Origin of the sequence: Streptomyces halobius (genome assembly GCF_023277745.1) — a bacterium.
Lineage (GTDB): Bacteria > Actinomycetota > Actinomycetes > Streptomycetales > Streptomycetaceae > Streptomyces > Streptomyces halobius.
The window spans coordinates 4,608,394-4,625,458 of the sequence record NZ_CP086322.1 but is presented as its reverse complement, the minus strand read 5'-3'; the positions used below and the strand labels follow the sequence as shown (position 1 = coordinate 4,625,458).

Below are 17,065 nucleotides of genomic sequence, written 5' to 3'. Positions count from 1 at the left end.
TTCCCTTTGTCGCGCACTGTTTTGATCTAGAGCGGCTCCCTAGAATCCGTCCACATCTTGCTCAGGACGCCTGAGCGTGCTTCCGCGCGCCCATGTGCCAAACGTCAAGGAGGACGAATGGCGGGGCCTTACACCCCTCAGTTGCTTGACACCCCCTCTTTTCTGGCCGGACCGTCGCTGACGACCGACAATCGCAGCCTCGTGCTGATGATCGCCGTCGTCGCCCTGGCGGCGGTGGCGGTCGCGGCGGTGCTGGTGCGCCAAGTGCTGGCGGCCGGCGAGGGAACCGACAGTATGAAGAAGATCGCGGCCGCCATCCAGGAAGGCGCAAATGCCTATCTGGGACGGCAGTTGCGGACCCTCGGCGTATTCGCCGTCGTGGTGTTCTTCCTGCTCATGCTGCTGCCCGCGGACGATTGGACACAGCGTGCGGGACGCAGCGCCTTCTTCTTGATCGGCGCCGCTTTCTCCGCGGCCACCGGCTATATCGGCATGTGGCTCGCGGTACGCGCCAATGTGCGTGTGGCGGCCGCAGCCCGGGAAGCCACTCCGGCCGAGGGCGATACCAAGGAAAAGGATCTTACGGCGGTCTCGCACAAGGCGATGAAGATCGCTTTCCGTACGGGCGGCGTCGTCGGGATGTTCACGGTGGGGCTCGGCCTGCTCGGCGCCTCCTGTGTCGTGCTCGTCTACGCGGTCGACGCGCCCAAGGTGCTGGAGGGCTTCGGTCTGGGCGCCGCGCTGATCGCGATGTTCATGAGGGTCGGCGGCGGTATCTTCACCAAGGCCGCGGACGTCGGCGCCGACCTTGTCGGCAAGGTCGAGCAGGGCATCCCCGAGGACGACCCGCGCAACGCCGCCACCATCGCGGACAACGTGGGCGACAACGTCGGCGACTGCGCCGGCATGGCTGCCGACCTCTTCGAGTCGTACGCCGTGACACTGGTCGCCGCGCTCATCCTGGGCATGGCGGCCTTCGGCAACGCCGGACTCGCCTTCCCGCTGATGGTCCCGGCGATCGGTGTGCTCACGGCGATGATCGGCATCTTCGTCGTCGCGCCCCGGCGCACCGACCGCAGCGGCATGACCGCCATCAACCGCGGCTTCTTCATCTCCGCGGCGATCTCGCTGATCCTGGTGGCCGTCGCGGTGTTCAGCTACCTGCCGTCCCGGTACCAGGACCTGGCCGGCGTCACCGACCCGGACATCCTCGGCCACAGCGGCGACCCCCGGGTGCTGGCACTGGTGGCGGTCGCCATCGGCATCGTGCTCGCCGCGCTGATCCAGCAGCTGACCGGCTACTTCACCGAGACCAACCGGCGGCCCGTACGGGACATCGGGAAGACCTCGCTGACCGGACCGGCCACCGTCATCCTGTCCGGAATCGCGATCGGCCTGGAATCGGCGGTCTACTCGGCGGTGCTGATCGGCCTGGCCGTCTACGGTGCGTTCCTGCTGGGCGGCACGTCCATCATGCTGGCGCTGTTCGCGGTGGCCCTGGCCGGCACCGGCCTGCTGACCACCGTCGGCGTGATCGTGGCCATGGACACCTTCGGCCCGGTCTCCGACAACGCGCAGGGCATCGCCGAGATGTCCGGCGATGTCACCGGCGACGGCGCGCAGGTCCTCACCGACCTGGACGCGGTCGGCAACACCACCAAGGCCATCACCAAGGGCATCGCCATCGCGACGGCGGTGCTGGCGGCGGCCGCGCTCTTCGGCTCGTACCGGGACGCGATCGCCACGGCCGTACGGGAGGTCGGCGACGCCGCCAGCGGGATGGGGCTGAGCCTGGACATCTCGCAGCCCAACAACCTGGTCGGTCTGGTCCTCGGCGCCTCGGTCGTCTTCCTGTTCTCCGGGCTGGCGATCAACGCGGTGTCCCGGTCGGCCGGTGCGGTGGTCTTCGAGGTGCGCCGGCAGTTCCGTGAGCACCCCGGGATCATGGACTACTCCGAGAAGCCGGAGTACGGACGCGTCGTCGACATCTGCACCAAGGACGCGCTGCGCGAACTGGCCACCCCGGGACTGCTGGCGGTGCTCACCCCGATCGCGGTCGGCTTCACGCTCGGCGTGGGCGCGCTCGGCTCGTTCCTGGCGGGCGCGATCGGCGCCGGCACGCTGATGGCGGTCTTCCTCGCCAACTCCGGTGGCGCGTGGGACAACGCCAAGAAGCTCGTCGAGGACGGGCACCACGGCGGCAAGGGCAGCGAGGCGCACTCCGCGACGGTCATCGGCGACACCGTCGGCGACCCGTTCAAGGACACCGCGGGCCCGGCGATCAACCCGCTGCTGAAGGTCATGAACCTGGTGGCCCTGCTGATCGCGCCCGCCGTGGTCAAGTTCTCCTACGGCGAGGACAAGAGCATCGGGGTGCGGATCGCGGTCGCGGTGCTCGCGATCGGTGTCATCGTCAGTGCGGTGTACATCTCCAAGAGGCGCGGTATCGCCATGGGCGACGAAGGCAACTCCGGAAACCGGGAGCTCACCGAGAAGACCGCGAAGTCGGCGGAGACGGCGGAGACGGCGGTGGTGTCCTAGCCGGGACGGCTTCGGCGAAAAGGCCCCCGAGCAGGTCAACGGGCGGGCGTCCGGCGCGTTTTGCGTGCGCCGGACGCCCGCCCTCGGTGTGCTCGGGTGGTCCTGCGCTCCTTGGTGCAAATGGCTGCAATGAGGGGCGGCCGCGATGCCCGACTCGTCGGCCAGGCCCTTTGGCCGTGTATGTTCCGGGGCCGAGAGCCATGGAAGGGACCAATCCGGTGAACAAGAAGCTAGTGGCTGCACTGTCCGGCGGTGCGGCACTTCTCCTCGCGCTGACGGGCTGCGGCGACGACAACAAAGAGCTCAACGACTGGGCGAAGAGGTTCTGCGACCCCGCGCAGGCCCAGTTCAAGAAGATCCAGGACGCCAACGCCGCCATGCAGACGGCGGATGACGGCAGCGCGGACTCCAAGAAGGTCCAGCAGACCGATGCGGCCGCCTTCCAGAAGATTTCCGACGCCTACGCCTCGCTGGCCAAGTCCCTGGACAAGGCGGGCCCCCCGCCGAGCGAAGGCGGCGAGGAGGCCCAGAAGAACGCGGTCAGGGAACTCAACTCGCTGTCCAGGGGATACGCCGACCTCAAGAAGCAGGTCGAGGCGCTGGACACCAAGGACAAGCTGAAGTTCGCGGACGGCCTGCGGAAACTCTCCAAAGGCATCAACAAGCTCAACGAGCAGAGCGAGGCGGCCTTCAAGAAACTGGAGTCCGGCGACGTCGGCAAGGCCATGGCCGCGCAGAAGGGCTGTCAGGCGCAGGGCGGGAAGGTCTCCCCGGCGCCGTCGCCCAAGAAGTCGTAGGCAGCCGTAGCGAGAACGCTCCACAACCGCCGCCGGCCGGTTTCCGGCGCCCGGCGGACGGCCCGGCGACGCGCCCGAGCGGGGGCGTGGCGCCGGGCCGTCGCCGATTGTCAGTGGTTGCCCCGACAATGGGGACCGTGAGTACGCACCTCCCCACCGCAGATGCCCAGGATCCCGAGAGCAGCGCCCGTACCGCCCGGCTGCGCGAAGCGCTGCTGGCCGCCTCCTTCACCGCCGACGGCCTGCTGGACCTGCTGGGCGCGCCGGCGTATGCCGCGCTGGCCCGCAGCGAGACGGTCCCCGCGCTGCGGGCGACCCGCGGCGACAGTTCCCTGGAGACCCTGGTGCGGCTGTTTCTGTTGCAGCGCCCGGTGGCGCTGCGGCGGGCCCGGGCCGCGCTGCCGGTGGCGGACTGCCTCACCGACGGCTGGCTGGTGCAGGAGGGCGACGACGTACGCGCCCGTGTGGACGTCCGCCCGTACGGAGGCCCCGAGGGCCAGGACTGGTGGATCGTCTCCGACCTGGGCTGCGCGGTCGGCGGCGCGGGCGGCATCCGGGGCGTCGGGGAAGCGGAGCGTGCGCAGCTGGTGCTCGGCGTGGGCGGCGCCTCCACGACCCTCGCCGGGATCACCACCCGCCGGCCCGTCGGCAGGGCGCTCGATCTCGGTACCGGCTCCGGCATCCAGGCGCTGCACGCCGCCCAGCACGCCACCCAGGTGACGGCCACCGACCTCAACCCCCGGGCGCTTCGGATCGCCGCGCTGACGCTGGCGCTGTCCGGGGCGCGGCCGGCTGAGCTGCGGGAGGGGTCGCTGTTCGAGCCGGTCGGGGAGGAGACCTTCGACCTGATCGTGTCCAACCCGCCGTTCGTGATCTCGCCCCGCCATGCTGAAGGGGCCCGGCTGACGTACCGGGACGGCGGGATGGGCGGCGACGACCTGTGCCGGACGCTCGTCCAGCAGGCCGCCGCGCATCTCAACGACGACGGCTACTGCCAGCTGCTGGCCAATTGGGAGCATGCGGAGGGCGAGGAGTGGACCGAGCGGCTGCGCTCGTGGGTGCCGCGCGGCTGTGACGCCTGGATCGTGCAGCGGGAGGTGCAGGACGTCACCCAGTACACCGAGCTGTGGCTGCGGGACGCCGGCGACCACCGCGCCGACGAGGCGGCGTACGCCGCGCGGTACGACGCCTGGCTCGACGAATTCGAGGCGCGCAAGACCAAGGCCGTCGGCTTCGGCTGGATCGCGCTGCGCAAGTCCGGCGCGGAGCACCCGTCCGTCACGGTCGAGGAATGGCCCCACCCGGTCGAACAGCCGCTGGGGGACTGCGTGGCACGGCACTTCGAGAGTCAGGACTATCTGCGCGCGACGGACGACGCGGCGCTGCTGTCCGGCCACTTCCGGCTGGCCGACGAGGTGGTGCAGGAGCAGGTCGGGCTGCCCGGCGCGGAGGACCCGGAGCATGTGGTGCTACGTCAGAACCGCGGAATGCGGCGGGCCACGAAGGTGGACACGGTCGGTGCGGGCTTCGCCGGGGTGTGTGACGGCTCGCTGCCGGCCGGGCGGATTCTGGACGCCATCGCCCAGCTCGTCGGCGAGGATCCGGTCCGGCTGCGGGACCGTACGCCGGAGGCCATCCGGTTGCTGATCGAGCAGGGGTTCCTGGAGCCGGTGGCGCCGGGGAGCTGATCCGGAGGGGGGAGGCGGAGGAGGGCGGGCGAGGGGGAGACGGGGAAGAGGACGACGGGGGAAGGGGGAGCAGGCGCGGAGTAACGGCGGAGGCGGAAAGCGGACGCCGTTCACCCAGAGTTCGCCCGGGAGCTGTCCGGGGGTGCCACGCTGCCCGTATGGAGAGTGGACCCGCAGCTTTCGCCGGGGCGGCCTTCGCCCTGTTCGGTGCCGGACTGCTGCTGTGGACGGGCATTGCCGTACGGACCGGCGCGCCGGTCGCCGAGGGGGCCAGCCGGCCGGTCGGAGCGATGGCGGCGATGCTGTTCGGGGTGCTGTTCCTGGCCGCGGGGTGCTGGCTGCTGGTGTCGCTGTAGGGCGGGGCGCGTACGTGGCAGCACCGGGTAGGGCGCGCGCGCACCCGGCAGCGCCGGTGGCCGGACCGCCGAGCGGGAGTGGACAGCTGCGACGGGATCGAGTAGCCGACCACCGACCGTACGGTTTCGGTCAGGTCTGCGGCCGGTGTCCGGTCCGCTTCCCAACTGCCGTACGGAAAAGCCGCATTCGCTTATGGCCGGTTCTGTCGCAGGTGGCCGGTGCGTCACGGTTCGAAGGAACTTTCCCTTCCGGTCGCCCGTGTTCCTCGACGAGGGCCGTGACGAGGGCCGTCCAGAGTCTCACCGCCGGCCCACAGCAGGCCCACAGCAGGCTCACAACAGGCTCATCAGTGAGGACCGATATGAACCGTGCACTCCGTTACGCCACCGTCGGCGTGGTCGCCGTAGCCCTGCTCGCCGGAGGTTCGGCGGCCGCCTTCGCCACGACGCCGGAGCAGCTGCACGCGCCCGCCCCCGTCGTGGCCACCGCGCCGGCGGCCGCGTCGCTCACCGCCAAGGCCAGTGCGACCACGGTCAATGCCTGGCAGGAGTTCCGCATAACCGGCGTCGCCAAGGGAAGCAAGGCCGGCAGCAAGGCCGGCAGCAAGGCCGGCAGCAAGGTCACCGTCCAGCAGAAGCAGGGCACCAAGTGGGTCTCGCTGCCCGCGTCGGCGCCGGTGAACGCCGGCGGTACGTACGGAGTGCGGGTGAAGCTCGGCATCAAGGGCGTCAACGAGCTCCGCGTCGCCGCGGGCAGCACGGTCTCGCCGGTGGTCACGGTCACTGTCCGCTGACGGCGGACCGTCCGGGGCGGTTCGGTCCGGTCCGGGGCGGTTCGGTCCGCGGCGGACGTGGGCCGGACGGGCCGGCCCGGCCCGAACCTCGTCGGCCGGGCCCGGTCAGCCGACGAGATTGCGGGCGACCATCCACACCGCCGCGATGCCCAGCACCACGGCATTGCCACGGGCGGTCAGCCGCGGCCGGAAATAGCGGCCCTTCAGCCCCGCGGTCAGCCAGCGTGCGACGACGTAGACCATGGCGGGCACGCCCAGGACGAGCAGCACCATGTTGTCGTGGAAGGCCGTCACGACATCCGCGTGCAGCAGGTCGTACGCCATCCGTGTGCCGCCGCACAGCGGGCACAGCACCCCGGTCGCCCACCTCAAGGGGCAGGGAAGGAGGAGCTGTCCGGGCTGGTGCGGATTGGTGTTCCAGAGGTAGACGGCGCCCGCCGCACCGACACCGAGCGCGGCCGCCGCTCGGAGGAGGGTGCGCTTCCGGATCGACGCGGCGGTGGGACCGATGGGCTGTGCGGAGAACACGGGCTGTACGACAGGGCCCATGGGCTCTACGGGGCCGACGGGCTTCACGGGGCTCACGGACTCCCGCAGTTTCACGGATTCCTGCAGTTTCACGACTTCCCCCGGTTAACGGATTCCCTCAGGGGCACGGGCCGCCTCGGGCTCACAGGTTCCATCCGGTCCATGGGCTCACACGCTCAGCGACCTGGCGTAATTGACCTGGTTGAGTACGAACATGACCTGGTCGGGAGACTGCACCGGGATCATCGTGGCGTGGTGCCGGCCGCCACTGGCCACCGTCACCTGTACGAACCCGGTCGTGGTGCGCTCCTTCATCAGGAGGAAGAGCAGCCCGAGCAGGCAGGCCATGAAGAAGACGATGGCGAGCACGATCGCGTACGCCGGGATCCGCTCCTCCGACCGCGACATGTCCGTCGCCGTCCACGCCGCGCCCTTGAGCGGCATCGGACCACCCGGCGTCATGATCGTGTCGCCGGTCACCGAGATGTCGCCGAGCGACAGCAGCTGCATCCCGCCGCCGGCCGGCGCAGGCGGCGGGCCCTGGGGCGCCGGGCCGGGCGGCGGCGTCGCAGGGGCCTGCGGACAGCCGTACCCGGGGTCACCGGGCTTGCCGCCTGGCGGTGCGGTGTACGGATTCTGGCCGGGCTGCTCCTGCGGCGGTCCGGGGTACTGGTTCGCCATGCTGATCTGACCCCCCGAGTGCGTGGTGACGGTAGTCCTCGGCCCGACGCGGTGAGCCGTGCCGCGTCCATCCTGCCAGCCGTCTTCCGTGCCCACAGCAAGAATCCGTGCCCACAGCAGGAAAGCGACTCAAGAAGCGAACTCAAGAGCGCCTCAGGAAGCCCGGCGCACGGGTCCCGGACGGGAAGACAGGAGGTGGCGGCGGGGCCGCGGAAGATCGTCCGGGACCCGTGGCGGGCGCCGAGTGCGGTCCCGGGCGGCATGAAGGCAGGTAGTCGGTTTGCCGATGTTGTCACTGACCAGTGAAGAAAGCACAGGTCAGAGACGACATGAACGGCACGGATGCCGTCACCGCACGCTGGGTGCCTCGACCGCCGCCCCGCATTCTCCGGCCGTGCGGGACCTGCTCGCCCCTCGCCGCCGACGGCGACGCTTTCGATGCGAGCAGATCGACGCCCGGCCCGTCACCGCCGCCCTCGGCGCTGACGGCAGCCCGACCGGTGGGGCCGTTGCCGGATACGCTGCTGGGTACGCCACCGAGGGGCCGTTCGCATGCACGGAGAGGGTGCGGCTCAGCCGTAGAAGATCTTCGGGAAGTCGTACGACGCGCTTCTCCTCCACGGCCGTCAGGCCATGCGGCGGTACGCGTTCCTCCGTACGGCGGGTCCGGAGATCGCGCACCGTGGTCAGGAACGCCGGGCGCTGTGTGTCGGGTCAGCGGCGGTGATGTGGCTGTCCGTGTAGGGGCACCTACCACGTAACCGATCGTGTCGGCCGTGTCACGGCAACGGGCCGGCCGGCGCCGGACGCCGATTGCCTTCTCTTCCTGCTTATCCTCGCTGATGCGGCACATGCGCACAGACCGGAATCCGGTCGCCGATCCGCTCTTCGGCCGGCGTCCCCGATGCAAGCGCCTCACGGAACCCGGGTACAAGCTCCGATCGGGACGTAGCCTTCATTAGGACGACCTTCGGTGGATGTGGGTACCGTGTGACTGTTTAGAAAGTACATCGGGTTACCGTTCGAGTGGCGTTGCGGGGTTTTTCCGTTTGACACGAGGGCGGGATGTACCGTCACACTCCGCAGCGTCAAGCGTCACCGCAGAACGCCCCGAGCGTCCGGCCCGGGAGTATCACAAGCGTCGACCGGAGAGAAGAGCGAAGTTGTCCCCGACCAGCGAGACCGCAAAGGGCGGCCGCCGACTCGTCATCGTCGAGTCGCCTGCCAAGGCGAAGACGATCAAGGGCTACCTCGGCCCCGGCTATGTCGTCGAGGCCAGCGTCGGGCACATCCGCGACCTTCCCAACGGTGCGGCAGAGGTCCCGGCGAAGTACAAGGGCGAGTCGTGGGCCCGTCTCGGTGTGAACGTCGAGTCCGACTTCGAGCCGATCTATGTGGTCAACAGCGACAAGAGGGACCAGGTCAAAAAGCTCAAGGAGCTGCTGGCCGAGTCCGACGAACTCTTCCTCGCCACCGATGAGGACCGCGAGGGCGAGGCCATCGCCTGGCACCTGCAGGAGATCCTCAAGCCCAAGGTCCCGGTCCACCGGATGGTCTTCCACGAGATCACCAAGGACGCGATCCGTGAGGCCGTCGCCAACCCGCGCGACCTGAACCAGAAGCTGGTCGACGCCCAGGAGACCCGCCGTATCCTCGACCGCCTCTATGGCTACGAGGTCTCGCCGGTGCTGTGGAAGAAGGTCATGCCGCGGCTGTCGGCGGGCCGGGTGCAGTCCGTCGCGACCCGTCTCGTCGTCGAGCGGGAGCGCGAGCGCATCGCCTTCCGTTCCGCCGAGTACTGGGACCTGACCGGCACCTTTGCCACGGGACGAGCGGGTGACGCCAGCGATCCGTCCGCCCTCGCCGCCCGTCTGACCACGGTCGACGGCCGCCGTGTCGCGCAGGGCCGTGACTTCGGCGCCAACGGGCAGCTGAAGAACACCGACGTCCTGCACCTGGACGAGGCCAACGCCCGCGCGCTGGCCGCCGCCCTGGAGAGCACCGACTTCACCGTCCGGTCCGTCGAGTCCAAGCCGTACCGCCGCTCCCCGTACGCCCCGTTCCGTACGACCACCCTCCAGCAGGAGGCCAGCCGCAAGCTCGGCTTCGGCGCCAAGGTCACGATGCAGGTCGCGCAGAAGCTGTACGAGAACGGCTACATCACCTATATGCGTACGGACTCCACCACGCTCTCGGGCGCCGCGATCGCCGCGGCCCGGAGGCAGGTGACGCAGCTGTACGGCGCCGGCTATCTGCCGGACAAGCCGCGCACGTACGCCGGCAAGGTCAAGAACGCGCAGGAGGCGCACGAGGCGATCCGTCCCTCCGGCGACCGCTTCCGCACCCCGGCGGAGACCGGACTGACCGGCGACCAGTTCCGGCTCTACGAACTGATCTGGAAGCGGACCGTCGCTTCCCAGATGAAGGACGCGACGGGCAACTCCGTCACCGTCAAGATCGGCGGTACGGCGAGCGACGGCCGGGACGCCGAGTTCAGCGCGTCCGGCAAGACGATCACCTTCCACGGTTTCCTGAAGGCGTACGTGGAGGGCGCGGACGACCCGAACGCCGAGCTGGACGACCGCGAGCGGCGGCTGCCGCAGGTCGCCGAGGGCGACGCGCTGTCCGCGCGGGAGATCACCGTCGACGGGCACGCCACCAAGCCGCCCGCCCGTTACACCGAGCCCACGCTGACCAAGGAGCTGGAGGAGCGGGAGATCGGCCGTCCGTCGACGTATGTGTCGATCCTCGGCACCATTCTCGACCGCGGCTATGTCTTCAAGAAGGGCACCGCGCTCGTCCCGTCGTTCCTCTCCTTCGCCGTGGTCAACCTCCTGGAGAAGCACTTCGGCCGGCTGATCGACTACGGCTTCACCGCCAAGATGGAGGACGACCTCGACCGCATCGCGCGGGGTGAGGCGCAGGCCGTGCCGTGGCTGCGGCGCTTCTACTTCGGCGAGGGGGAGGCCGCGGGGGCCGCGTCGGAGGCCGGCAACGGCGACGGCGACCACTTCGGCGGGCTGAAGGAGCTGGTCGAGGACCTGGGCGCGATCGACGCCCGGGAGATCTCGTCCTTCCCCGTCGGCGACGACATCAAGCTGCGGGTCGGCCGCTACGGCCCGTACGTCGAGCGCGGGGAGAAGGACGCCGAGGGGCATCAGCGCGCTGATGTCCCCGACGATCTCGCGCCCGACGAGCTGACCGTGGAGTACGCCGAGGAGCTGCTGGCCAAGCCGAGCGGCGACTTCGAGCTGGGCAGGGACCCGGTGAGCGGCCACCAGATCGTGGCGAAGGACGGCCGCTACGGCCCGTACGTCACCGAGATCCTGCCCGAAGGCACCCCGAAGACCGGCAAGAACGCGGTCAAGCCGCGGACCGCCTCGCTCTTCAAGTCGATGTCCCTGGACACGGTGACCCTTGAGGACGCGCTGAAGCTGATGTCGCTGCCGCGCGTCGTCGGCAAGGACGCCGAGGGCGTGGAGATCACCGCGCAGAACGGCCGCTACGGCCCGTACCTCAAGAAGGGCACCGACTCGCGCTCCCTGGAGAGCGAGGAGCAGATCTTCACCATCACCCTGGACGAGGCGCTGGCGATCTACGCGCAGCCCAAGGTCCGCGGCCGGGCGGCCGCCAAGCCGCCGCTCAAGGAGCTGGGCACCGACCCGGTGAGCGGCAAGCCGGTGGTGGTCAAGGACGGCCGGTTCGGCGCGTACGTCACCGACGGCGAGACCAATGCGACGCTGCGGCGCGACGACGACGTCGAGGCGATCACCGCCGAGCGCGGCTACGAGCTGCTGGCGGAGAAGCGCGCCAAGGGGCCGGCGAAGAAGAAGACGGCCAAGAAGGCGCCGGCCAAGAAGACGGCGGCGAAGAAGACGGCCGCCAAGAAGACCGTGGCGAAGAAGACGGCCGCCAAGAAGACCGCGGCGAAGAAGACCACCACGGCCAAGAAGACGACCGCGAAGAAAACCGCTACGGCGGCGCGGAAGACGGCGGCTTCGGCGGAGGACTGAGCACACGCCCGCCGGCGGCCGAGCACGCCGCCGGCAGGCGGGAAATGGGCGGGCAAGGCGGACTGCGGTCTGCCGGGCCCGTCCTTTTGTTCGGCCGGGCGTCCGCGGGCGGGCCGCCTCCCGATAGGCTGGCGAGATGACGCGAGCCGAGCAGCCAACGGTCGTGCCCCCCACTTCCGGCGCCCTTGCCGCGGACTCCCGCGAGCGCGCCGTAGGCGCACTGCTGCGCTTCGCCCCGCTGAAGCGACTGTGGAGCGCCCAATTCGTCGGGGGCATCGGCGATGCCCTGTCCATGCTTGTCCTGGTCCTGCTCGTCCTCCAGGCGGCGCTGTACGTACCGGCGGGCGGCGAGGCCGCCTTCGGCGGCGGCTACCAGGGCGCGGCCCTGGCGATCGCCGTGGTCTTCGCGGCGCGTCTGCTGGCGACGCTGCTCTTCGGCGCCGTCCTGCTGGGCCCGCTCTCCGCGCTCACCTCCCCCGCTGCCAAACGCGCGGAGGGACCCCCATCGTCCGGGCCGCTGGACCGCCGCTGGACGATGATCGGCGCGGACGGGGTGCGGCTGGCGCTGCTGGTCATCGCCCCGCTCTGGATCGACTGGACACCGGCCGACGCGCTGGCCTGGCTGCTGGTGACGGTCTTCGTCGTCGGCGTCGCCGAGCGCTTCTGGACCGTGGCCCGGGAGAGCGCGGCGCCCGCGCTGCTGCCCGCGCCTCCCCCCGAGGGCGCCGCCGTACGGCCGCTGCCGGACAACATGGACGCGCTGCGGCGCCTCTCCCTGCGCACCGGTTTCGTCGCGCTGCCGATCGCGGCCGCCGCGTTGGTGGCCGTCACCCTCATCGGCAAGCTGCTGGCCACCGGCGTCGACTGGTTCGACACCCACCAGGCCGCGCTCGGCTCCTATGTGGCCGCCGGTCTGTTCGCCGCCTCCGTATCGATCCTCTACTTCATCGAGCTCCCCGATACGCAGACACCGCGGCCGCGCTCTCCGCTGGAGGGCCTGCGCCGCCCGAAGACGGCGAACGGTGCCGACAAGGGGCGCACCGGCGCGGTCCCGCTGCTGGTGCTCGCCTGCGCGACGACCGCCGCCGCGATCTCCGCGGCCGTCTCGCTCGCCGTCCTGCACGCCTTCGACCTCGACGGCGGACCGGCCACCTTCGCGCTCATGGTGCTCGCGCTGACCGGCGGCACGGTCGGCGGCATCCGTGGCGCCTGCAAGGTGCTGCCCGCGCTCTCCCGGCGCCGGCTGCTGGCCCTGGCGGTCGCCGTCACCGGCCTCGCGCTGCTGGCCGTGGGCCTGGTGCCGGACACCACGACGGTGCTGCTGCTGGCGCTGCTCGCGGGCGTCAGCGCCGGCGTCGCGGCCGACACCGGCCATGTGCTGCTGGAACAGGAGACCGAGGAATCCCGCACGGCCCGTACGACCGAGCATCTGCACGCCGTCGTACGGATCGCGGTCGCGCTGGCCGCCCTCGTCGCGCCGATACTGGCCGCGGTCATCGGCCCGCACAGCCTCGGCAACGAATCCTTCGTGTTCGCGCACGGCGGTGCCGCCTTCACCCTGATGCTGGTCGGCGCGCTGCTGCTGCCGGTCGCCGCATGGGTGCTGGGCAAGGTCGACGACCGGCAGGGCGTCACCCTGCGGCACGATCTGCGGGAGGCGCTGCGCGGCGGCGACCCGGCGCAGGCGCCCGCCGCCACCGGCTTCTTCATCGCCCTGGAAGGCGGCGACGGCGCCGGGAAGTCCACCCAGGTCGAGGCGCTCGCGGAGTGGATCCGCGGCAAGGGCCACGAGGTCGTGGTGACCCGTGAGCCGGGCGCCACCAGCGTCGGCAAGCGGCTGCGCTCGATCATCCTGGACGTCTCGACGTACGGGCTCTCGGACCGGGCCGAGGCGCTGATGTTCGCCGCCGACCGCGCCGAGCACGTCAACAGCGTGATCCGGCCCGCCCTGGAGCGCGGCGCGATCGTGATCACCGACCGCTACATCGACTCCTCCGTCGCCTACCAGGGCGCTGGACGCCACCTCGCGCCCACGGAGATCGCCCGGATCTCGCGCTGGGCCACCGACGGACTCGTCCCGCATCTGACGGTGCTGCTGGACGTCTCCCCGGAGACCGCGCGGGAACGCTTCACCGAGGCGCCGGACCGGATGGAGTCCGAGCCCGCCGAATTCCACGAGCGGGTACGGGCCGGTTTCCTGGCCCTGGCCGCCGCCGACCCGGCGCGCTATCTCGTCGTGGACGCCGGACAGGAGCCGGAGACCGTCACCACGGTCGTACGGCACCGCCTCGACCAGGTCCTGCCGCTGTCCGAGGCCGAGATCGAGGCGCAGGCCAAGGCCCGCAAGGCGGCCGAGGAGGAGGCCCGCCGCAGGGCCGAGGAAGAGGCCGCGCGCAAGGCGGAGGAAGAGCGGCAGGAGCGCGAGCGGCAGGCGCAGCTCGCCAGGCTGCGCGCCGAGGAAGAGGAGCGCAAGCGGCAGGAGGCCGAGCAGGCCAAGGCCCTGGAGGAGGCCCGGCAGGCGGCCGAGGCCCGGCAGCGCGCCGAGGGGGCCCGGCAGGCGGCGGAGGCGGAGCGGCAGCGCCGGGAGGCCGAGGAGCGCGCCCGCCAGGCCGAGCAGGAGCGGCTGCGCAAGCAGGCCGAGGAGGAGGCGCGGCTGCGCGCCGAGGCGGAGGAACGCCGCCTGGAGAAGCAGCGCAAGGCGGAGGCGGCGCTGCTCCGTGCCGAACAGGCCCGGGTCGCGGCGGCCGCGGCGGAGGCGAAGGCGGCTGCGGAAGCGGCTGCGGCTGCTGAGGCGGCCGGTGCATCCGGCGCGGCTGATGCGGCCGAGGCGGACACGACGGAGACGCCGATCGCAGAGCTGCGGAAGCGGGCGCAGGAGGGCGGGGAGCCGTCTTCCGGGGCGTCCGGGGATGCCGGCTCGTCCGGTACCGGTGGGGCAGGGGCTGCCGGTCCCCCTGGCGGGTCTGGTGGGTCCGGTGCTGCGGGCTCGTCCGGCTCGGACAGTGAGCGGACGGCCTCGCTGCCGCGGCCGGGGGCGCCGGGCGCCGCGGACGAGACGGCGGTGCTGCCCGTACGGGACGCCCGCTTCGCCGGCCCGGACGCGGACGAGACGGCCGTCCTGCCGCCCGTAGGGGACGCCGGTCACGGTCCCGCCCCCCAGGGGCACGGTGCGCGGGACGACGACCCCGCCGACCGGGTGCCGCGATGGGTGTTCCGCGACGATGGCCCGAATGGCCCGAACCGCCCGGACAACCCGAACGATGCAGGGGCGCGGCAGCAGTCCGGCCCCGCCGAGCCGGGCACCGAGCGGACCCGCGAACTCCCGCAGATCGATCCGGCGACGGGCCGCCCGGTGGAGCCGCCCCAGCGTGGCCGCCGCCGACCCGAATGGGCGGAGGAGACCCCGCTGGATGATCTGCCGACGCTCGCCGATGAGCTCCTGGGCTCGCGTCCGGACGAGGACAGGGACAACGGGGCGGGCGGCGAGGACGGCCGCCGGGGAGGCCGGGGACGGCGCGGCTAGGCCGTCGGAACCGGCGCGACCAGGACACGACCAGGGGGCATGGCCAGGACGTGATCAGGACGTGATCAGGACATGACCAAGGCCGTCGGGACGTCGTACAGCGGTCTCGTGGCAGCCTCACAACGTCCCGCTCCGGCCTTCCAGCGGTCTCGTGGCACCCTCTCGTTCACTCGTAAGCCCGGCCCGTGGCCGCAGCGGAGAAGCTGCGGCCACGGCCGTTTCCGGGGACGGGTGGGGTGCTCGGCCGGGGGTGCGGAGCGGCTCCCCGGATTCGTTTGTCAGTGGGTTGGACCACAATGGGTCGAACGCGGGGTATGGCCTAGGGCATGACGCGCGGCCGGGGCTACGGCGCGGCGTACGTCACGGCCTGCGGCGCGGCGTACGGACACACCCCGAGGCGTACAGCACGACCTGACACCAGACGGCACGACCTACAGCGAACGGCACGGGCGACAGACACAGCACGACCTACAGCAGACGGCGCAAGGCACGCACAGCAGCAGGACAGTCCAACTGCAGGACCGCACAGCAGCACGACAGCCCAGCAGATAGAACAACACGCACGCAGGACGGAAACCGAAGGGAACAGCGGGCAGCGATGACGGTATGGGACGACGTGGTCGGCCAGGACCGGGTGACCGAGCAGCTCGCCGCGGCCGCGCGCGATGCGGACGCCATCGTGTCCTCCGACAGCGAGACGGGCGCGGCGGCCGGGGTGCCGCTCGCCGAGCCCGCGCCGGCCGCGCAGCCGGGCGCGTCCCAGATGACCCACGCCTGGCTGTTCACCGGCCCGCCCGGGTCCGGCCGGTCCACCGCCGCCCGCGCGTTCGCCGCCGCCCTCCAATGCGCCCACCCGTCGCCCGACCGCAATTCTTCATCGGCGTCCTCCGGATGGCGCGTCCATCCCGACCGCGCGCTGGGCGGCGCCCCCGGCTGCGGTTTCTGCGACGGCTGCCACACCGCCCTGGCCGGCACGCACGCCGATGTCGAGGTCGTCCGTACGGACCTGCTGTCCATCGGCGTCAAGGAGACCCGCGACCTGGTCCGCCGGGCCTCCCTCTCCCCGGCCGGCGGCCGCTGGCAGGTGATCGTCCTGGAAGACGCCGACCGCCTCACCGAAGGCGCGGGCAACGTCCTCCTCAAGGCCATCGAGGAACCGGCCCCCCGTACGGTCTGGCTGCTCTGCGCCCCCTCCATCGAGGACGTCCTGCCCACCATCCGCTCCCGATGCCGCCACCTCTCCCTCCGGACGCCCCCGGTCAGCGCCGTGGCGGACGTCCTGGTACGCCGCGACGGCATCGAACCGGAGGCCGCAGCCCGCGCCGCCCGCGCCACCCAGGGGCATATCGGCCGGGCCCGTCGCCTCGCCACCGACGAGCGCGCCCGCGCCCGTCGCGCCGCGGTGCTCAAGCTCCCCCTCCGCATCGATGACATCGGCGGCTGCCTCAAGGCCGCCCAGGAGCTGATCGACGCCGCGGGGGAGGACGCGAAGCAGGTCGCCGAGGAGGTGGACGCCAAGGAGACCGAGGATCTGCGCGCCGCGCTCGGCGCCGCCGCCGGGACGGGCGGCCGGCTGCCGCGCGGCACGGCGGGCGCCATGAAGGAACTCCAGGACAAGCAGAAGCGCCGCGCCACCCGTAGCCAGCGCGACAGCCTCGATCTCGCCCTGGTCGACCTCACCGGCTTCTACCGGGACGTCCTCGCCCTCCAGATGGGCGCCTCGGTACCGCTCGCCAACGAAGAGGTCCGTGACAGCATCCAGCGCATCGCCGCCCATTCGACCCCGGAGCGCACACTGCGCCGGATAGAAGCGGTGATCGCCTGCCGTGGCGCCCTGGACCGCAATGTGGCGCCCCTGCTCGCGGTCGAAGCGATGACCGCCGCCCTACGCGCCGGCTGACGACCCGGGCGCCCCCGAGCCCAAGCCCTCCCCACGCAATGAAAGGATCCACTACTCACAGTCCCCACTCCAACACTCCCCGCTGATCCCACCCACTGCTCCTGCTCCTGCTCCCCCTGCATCCCTCCCCCAAGAGAACCGTCCCCCACTTCCCCTTGCCCTTCCCGAGGCGAAGCCGCTCCCGGACACCACTCCAAGCCCGCTCCAGCCGCTCCCGGACGACACACCAGCCCGCTCCAGCCGA

At 71.3% G+C, this 17,065-nt stretch carries 10 protein-coding genes; 8 read left to right on the top strand and 2 right to left on the bottom strand.

What is annotated here, in order from left to right:
- Positions 1 to 117: 117 nt before the first annotated feature.
- The 5 genes from K9S39_RS20960 (at position 118) to K9S39_RS20940 (ending at position 6,176) form a co-directional block, all read left to right on the top strand.
- Positions 118 to 2,541 carry a sodium-translocating pyrophosphatase gene (locus K9S39_RS20960; RefSeq protein ID WP_248864901.1) on the top strand — a complete coding sequence of 808 codons (2,424 nt, stop codon included), beginning with the start codon at positions 118 to 120 and terminating at the stop codon, positions 2,539 to 2,541.
- Positions 2,542 to 2,759: 218 nt separating this feature from the next.
- Positions 2,760 to 3,338, top strand: a complete 579-nt coding sequence (locus tag K9S39_RS20955; protein WP_248864900.1) for a small secreted protein — start codon at positions 2,760 to 2,762, stop codon at positions 3,336 to 3,338.
- 128 nt (positions 3,339 to 3,466) lie between these two features.
- A complete protein-coding gene (locus K9S39_RS20950; RefSeq protein ID WP_406707982.1) occupies positions 3,467 to 5,026 on the top strand; it encodes a DUF7059 domain-containing protein in 1,560 nt (519 codons plus the stop codon).
- Between the two features lie 158 nt (positions 5,027 to 5,184).
- The gene (locus K9S39_RS20945; RefSeq protein WP_248864898.1) at positions 5,185 to 5,382 is read left to right on the top strand and encodes a hypothetical protein; all 198 of its coding nucleotides are present in this window, start codon (positions 5,185 to 5,187) and stop codon (positions 5,380 to 5,382) included.
- 362 nt (positions 5,383 to 5,744) lie between these two features.
- Positions 5,745 to 6,176 carry a hypothetical protein gene (locus tag K9S39_RS20940; protein ID WP_248864897.1) on the top strand — a complete coding sequence of 144 codons (432 nt, stop codon included), beginning with the start codon at positions 5,745 to 5,747 and terminating at the stop codon, positions 6,174 to 6,176.
- 105 nt (positions 6,177 to 6,281) lie between these two features.
- Here K9S39_RS20940 and K9S39_RS20935 read toward each other — a convergent pair whose 3' ends face one another.
- Positions 6,282 to 6,725 (bottom strand): DUF2752 domain-containing protein, encoded by a 444-nt coding sequence (locus K9S39_RS20935; protein ID WP_248864896.1) that lies wholly within the window; start codon positions 6,723 to 6,725, stop codon positions 6,282 to 6,284.
- A 147-nt stretch (positions 6,726 to 6,872) separates the two neighbouring features.
- Positions 6,873 to 7,385, bottom strand: coding sequence for a hypothetical protein (locus tag K9S39_RS20930; protein WP_248864895.1), 513 nt, complete (start codon positions 7,383 to 7,385; stop codon positions 6,873 to 6,875).
- A gap of 1,163 nt (positions 7,386 to 8,548) precedes the next feature.
- Between K9S39_RS20930 and topA the strand changes: the two genes are divergently transcribed.
- The 3 genes from topA to K9S39_RS20915 all read left to right on the top strand — a co-directional run bounded on the left by topA (position 8,549) and on the right by K9S39_RS20915 (position 16,821).
- Positions 8,549 to 11,398, top strand: a complete 2,850-nt coding sequence (gene topA, locus K9S39_RS20925) for a type I DNA topoisomerase (RefSeq protein WP_248864894.1) — start codon at positions 8,549 to 8,551, stop codon at positions 11,396 to 11,398.
- Between the two features lie 136 nt (positions 11,399 to 11,534).
- Entirely contained in the window at positions 11,535 to 14,921 is a 3,387-nt protein-coding gene (tmk, locus tag K9S39_RS20920) for a dTMP kinase (protein ID WP_248864893.1), read from the top strand.
- A gap of 598 nt (positions 14,922 to 15,519) precedes the next feature.
- Positions 15,520 to 16,821, top strand: a complete 1,302-nt coding sequence (locus K9S39_RS20915; protein ID WP_248864891.1) for a DNA polymerase III subunit delta' — start codon at positions 15,520 to 15,522, stop codon at positions 16,819 to 16,821.
- The last annotated feature ends 244 nt before the right edge of the window (positions 16,822 to 17,065 follow it).